Source organism: Rhodococcus yananensis, assembly GCF_020515525.1.
In the GTDB taxonomy this organism is placed as follows: Bacteria; Actinomycetota; Actinomycetes; order Mycobacteriales; family Mycobacteriaceae; genus Rhodococcus; species Rhodococcus yananensis.
The window spans coordinates 1-4,003 of record NZ_JAIYEP010000145.1 but is presented as its reverse complement, the minus strand read 5'-3'; the positions used below and the strand labels follow the sequence as shown (position 1 = coordinate 4,003).

General features: G+C 69.9%; 3 protein-coding genes. 2 read left to right on the top strand and 1 reads right to left on the bottom strand.

From position 1 onward, the window contains the following. Window positions 1-43 precede the first annotated feature (43 nt). A complete protein-coding gene (locus LDQ05_RS19375; protein WP_226438580.1) occupies window positions 44-1,816 on the bottom strand; it encodes a cutinase family protein in 1,773 nt (590 codons plus the stop codon). A gap of 421 nt (window positions 1,817-2,237) precedes the next feature. Here LDQ05_RS19375 and LDQ05_RS19370 point away from each other — a divergent pair, with 421 nt between their 5' ends. After that, a complete protein-coding gene (locus tag LDQ05_RS19370) occupies window positions 2,238-3,323 on the top strand; it encodes an S-(hydroxymethyl)mycothiol dehydrogenase (RefSeq protein WP_226438579.1) in 1,086 nt (361 codons plus the stop codon). Further along, window positions 3,320-3,958 (top strand): MBL fold metallo-hydrolase, encoded by a 639-nt coding sequence (locus tag LDQ05_RS19365; protein ID WP_226438578.1) that lies wholly within the window; start codon window positions 3,320-3,322, stop codon window positions 3,956-3,958. The genes LDQ05_RS19370 and LDQ05_RS19365 overlap by 4 nt, the downstream gene beginning before the upstream one ends. The last annotated feature ends 45 nt before the right edge of the window (window positions 3,959-4,003 follow it).

Below are 4,003 nucleotides of genomic sequence, written 5' to 3'. Positions count from 1 at the left end.
GCCGCGGGATGATCCCGCGGCCCGGACACCCGAGTCGTCGTGGTCAGGCCGCCGGCTGCGGCGCCGTGACGGACGCGGTGGTGGTCGGCGTCGTCGACGACGGAACAGCGGGCCCGGTGGGTGTCCCCGTCGACGCGGTGTCGGTACCGGGTTCGGTGGCCGACGTCGATCCGGTGGCTGCGGGATCCTGCGCCGCGGTGCCCGCCGGAACCTCGGCCGGAACCGGGGTCGGAAGATCGGTCGGCGGCGGAACCGTGTCGGTGGGCGCGATGTCGGTGCCGGCGTCGCCGACGGTCGGGTCGGGTGTGCCGGCGGCGGCACCCGGAACGGTCGCGTCGGGGGAGGTGCCCTCGGAGACGATCGCGTCCGGGACGACCGTCGACGTGGTCTCGGACGTCGCAGGGGTTTCGGATGTGTCGGACGTCGAGGCATCCTCGGCGTCCACGAGACGCGCGGTGCTCGGATCGACGTCGGTCGGCACCGTCTGCCCGTTCTTCGCCTGTTCCGCCAGGTGGGTCAACCACTGTGCCGCGTACTCCGCCGACGACAGTTCCTTGCCGTTCGCCGGGTCCTCGTCACGCCAGTAGTCGAAGTGATGACCGGTGTCGGGGCCGAGGGTCTGCTGGTAGGGGTCGCTGAGCACCACCTGGAGGGTGTTCTCGTTGTCCTCGATGAACCCGACGACCTCCTTGAACAGCTTCTCCGGAAGGTAGGCGAGGTTGGCGAGGGCGTTCGCCGGGATGGGGCGGTCCACCACCGTCGGGTCGGTGGCCGCGACGGTCTGCGCGTCGTCGGTGTTCGGAACGTACGCGGGATCCGACACCTTGATCAGCACGTCGAGGAAGGTCTCGTCCGAGCGCATCCAGTCGTCCTGCGTCGAGATGTCGGCCAACGCGGCGAGGGCGACCCCGCTGAGCACCTCCGCGGTGCTCAGCGCCGTCTCCGGGGTCAACCCGTGGGCCTGCATGGAGTCGATGTTCAGCTGACGGCCGACGTTGACCGCGAGCTGAAGCAGCGCGATGTTCTCCGGGGCCGAACACGTCAGGTCACCCTCGGAGCAGAACGACGCGACCTTGCCGTCGAGTGCTCCGAACCCACCGGACGTGCCGGGCAGCGCACCGCTGCCCGGTGTCGCGACGCTGCCGTCCTGGTACTTGCGGTCGAATCCGTCCGGGCGGGAGAACTCGTTCTCGGCGCCCGGGAACGGCCCGTCGCCGCTGCTGCGACCGGCGTCGGCGAGGATCACCACACCGACCACCGAGGAGGGGTCGACGATGTCGTAGTTGCCGTCGGCGTCCGGCTCCTGGAAGCCGATCTCCTGGGCGGCGCGGCGGGCGACGTCGGCGCCTTCGCTGTAGCCGACGATCGCGAACTGCGTGTCGGGGCACGACTCGTGGATCGCCCGGATGATCGCCGCGGTGTTCTCGACACCGCCGTCGACGGCGTCCTCGTACGAGTTCATGTGCGCCGGATAGTCCACGTACACGGCGGCATACGACTCGTCGCCGACCACGTCACGCGGCGCGTTGACCACCGGATCGACCCAGTGGCTGCTGTACTCGTCGGAGCGCACCCCGGGCAGCACGGTGCCGTCGGGGGTGACCATCCGCTTGCTCTCGTCGTGCGGCGCGTCGCCGCGGCCACCGAGGGAGACACTGACCATGTCGTAGCAGGTCCCGGTCGAGGCCATCAGCGCCGGATCGGCGGAGGTGGGTCCGTCCGGCTGCGACACGGTCACCGCGACCACCGCGGCGACTCCGAGCGCACACGGGGCGAGGACACCGGCGAGGATCCGGTTGCGTGACTGTCGGGCCATGGGCGTTACCTATCCGTTCTCACCGTGTCGGACGTTCGGTGTCGGGAACCGGGTGGCAGGGATCGAGCCGGGTTCGGCCGGCGTCCCGTGCCGTGCCCCGTCGACCACGGGGCCGTCGCGCACTGCGTCACCGGCCCGGCGGGATGTGAGCGGGTCACCACAGACGTCGCCCCGGGGCCGCCGGGCGTTACACACCCGCACCCGACCGAGATTCATTCGAGCACGTCGTCGACGGTGGTACGCCGACTTTCGAGAACGCGGCCGGCGAGCGTGCCCCGCAGGCCCGCGGTGGTCGTCGGGACGGCGTCGAGCACCGTTCGAACGGCCAGGCGCGCCCGGCCGTTCGATCAGGCCCGGGCGTCCGTCGTCGTCGCTAGGGTCGGAGGAACCGAACCGTGACACGCGAAGAAGGAGCCACACCATGCCACAGACCGTCCGGGGAGTCGTCGCACGCGAGAAGGGCGCACCCGTCGAGGTCGTGCCGATCGTGATCCCCGACCCGGGCCCGGGTGAGGTCGTCGTCGCCGTCGCCGCGTGCGGTGTGTGCCACACCGACCTGCACTATCGGGAAGGTGGCATCAACGACGAATTCCCGTTCCTGCTCGGCCACGAAGCCGCCGGTGTCGTCGAGTCCGTCGGTGCGGGCGTCGACTCGGTCGCGGTCGGCGATTTCGTCGTCCTGAACTGGCGCGCGGTGTGCGGGCAGTGTCGCGCGTGCAAGCGCGGGCAGCCCCAGTACTGCTTCGACACGTTCAATGCCGCGCAGAAGATGACCCTCGAGGACGGCACCGCGCTGACCCCGGCTCTGGGTATCGGTGCGTTCGCCGACAAGACCCTCGTCCACGCCGGGCAGTGCACCAAGGTCGATCCCAGCGCCGATCCGGCCGTCGTCGGACTGCTCGGCTGCGGCGTGATGGCGGGGCTCGGCGCGGCCGTCAACACCGGCGGGATCACCCGCGGCCAGTCCGTCGCCGTCATCGGCTGCGGCGGTGTCGGCGACGCCGCGATCATGGGTGCGCGGCTCGCCGGTGCCGGAACGATCATCGCCGTCGACCGCGACGACAAGAAACTCGCGTGGGCCACCGACCTCGGCGCCACCCACGTGATCAACTCCACCGACGTGGACCCGGTCGAACGGATCCGGGAGATCACCGGCGGGTTCGGCGCCGACGTCGTCGTCGAGGCGGTCGGTCGACCCGAGACGTACAAGCAGGCCTTCTACGCGCGCGATCTCGCGGGCACCGTGGTACTCGTCGGTGTGCCCACACCCGACATGACCCTCGAGATGCCGCTGATCGACTTCTTCTCCCACGGCGGATCCCTCAAGAGCTCCTGGTACGGCGACTGCCTGCCCGAACGGGACTTCCCGACCTACGTCGACCTGTACCAGCAGGGACGGCTCCCGTTGGAGAAGTTCGTCACCGAACGCATCGGTATCGACGACGTCGAGAAGGCGTTCGAGACCATGCGCCGCGGTGAGGTGCTCCGCTCGGTGGTGGTGTTGTGAGCGCCACCGGGTCCGCGCGGGTCGACCGGGTCGTCACGTCGGGGGTGTTCGCGCTCGACGGCGGTGAATGGGAGGTCGAGAACAACATCTGGCTCGTCGGTGACGACGAGGAGGTCGTGATCGTCGACGCCGCGCACTCCGCGCAGCCGATCGTCGAGGCGGTCGGCGACCGGACGGTCGTCGCGATCGTATGCACCCACGCCCACAACGACCACATCACGGTCGCGCCGGAGCTGTCGGAGCGGCTCGACGCGCCGGTCCTGCTGAATCCGGCCGACGACGTGCTGTGGGAGATGACCCACCCCGGTGTGTCGCACGGCACCCTCGTGGACGGCGAACGTATCCGTGTCGCCGGTACCGATCTCGTCGCCATCGCGACACCGGGGCATTCGCCGGGCTCGACGTGCCTGTACATGCCGGAGGCGGGGGAGTTGTTCACCGGCGACACCCTGTTCTCCGGCGGCCCCGGTGCGACGGGACGATCGTTCTCGGACTTCCCGACGATCATCGGGTCGATCCGCGACCGGCTGTTCACGTTGCCGGCCGAGACGAAGGTGCACACCGGGCACGGTGACGGCACCACGATCGGCACCGAAGCACCCCACTTGGAGGAGTGGATCAGGCGCGGCAACTGACCCCCACCCGTGCGCGTTTGTGGTAGCTCCAGCTACCACATCGGA